The sequence below is a fragment of the Isoptericola sp. NPDC056134 genome, assembly GCF_042264825.1.
GTDB lineage: Bacteria > Actinomycetota > Actinomycetes > Actinomycetales > Cellulomonadaceae > Isoptericola > Isoptericola nanjingensis.
In genome coordinates this window covers 1-1,057 of sequence record NZ_JBHJVM010000103.1, presented here as the reverse complement: position 1 = coordinate 1,057, position 1,057 = coordinate 1, and the positions used below count along the sequence as shown (strand labels likewise).

Sequence of the window (1,057 nt, the reverse complement as noted above, 5' to 3'; positions counted from 1 at the left end):
TGTTCAGACCGTGCTGGGCGGTACCGGTCTTGCCGCCCACTGTGACGCCGGGGATCTGCGCGTTGGTTCCCGTGCCGTCCTTGACCACGGTCTCCATCATCTGCTGGACCTTCTGGGCGTTCTCACCGGAGAGCGCGCGGCTGAGTTCCTCGGGCTCGTGGGTGTAGACCGGGTCCAGGTTGGGCGCCTGGCGCTCGGCGACCATGTACGGCTGCATCAGCTTGCCGTCGTTGGCGATCGCGGAGGCCACCATGGCCATCTGGAGCGGGGTGGTGCGGTTCGAGGCCTGACCGATGCCGGCCATGGCGTTCTGCGGCTTGTTGTCCTCGGGGTAGATGCTCGCGTCGGCGCGGACGGGCGTGAAGACTTCCTTGTTGAAGCCGAACTTGTCCGTCTGCTCGATCATCTTCCGGTTGCCGAGGTCGTCGCTCATCTTCCCGAAGACGGTGTTGCACGACCAGCGCAGGGCCTCCCGCAGCGAGGCGTCCTTGCAGGGGATGCTGCCCTCGTTCTTGAGCTCCGTGGTGGACTGCGGAAGCGTCCAGGGCAGCGGGGAGTCCGTCTTGGCGTCGATGTCGTCGTAGAGCCCGTTCTCCAGGGCGGCGGCGGCGGTGACGACCTTGAAGGTGGAGCCCGGGGGGTAGGTCTCGCGCAATGCCCGGTTGAGCATCGGCTTGTCCTTGTCCTTCAGGAGCTTCTGCCGCGCCTCGGAGTCCTTGTCGGAGTTGCCCGCGAAGACCGAGGGGTCGTACGAGGGGGTGCTCGCCAGCGCCAGAATGGCACCGCTCTTCGGGTCGAGCGCGACGACGGAGCCCTTCTTGTCGCCGAGTCCCTTGAAGGCGGCCCGCTGGGCGTCGCCGTTCAGGGTGGTGACGATGTTGCCGCCCTGCTTCTTCTCCCCGGTGAACATGGAGAGGGTGCGGTTGAAGAACAGCTGGTCGTCGTTGCCGGTGAGGATGCCGTCCTCCAGGCTCTCCAGCTGCGAGGAGTCGAAGGCCTGGGACGAATAGCCGGTCACCGGGGCCCAGAGGGGCCCGTCCTTCCAGACCCGCTTGTA

The 1,057-nt window shown here is 66.4% G+C and carries 1 protein-coding gene; it reads right to left on the bottom strand.

Annotated elements, in window-relative coordinates:
- Window positions 1-1,057: penicillin-binding transpeptidase domain-containing protein (locus ACFCZN_RS21575; RefSeq protein ID WP_430558131.1), on the bottom strand; the 1,057-nt coding region annotated here is incomplete at both ends.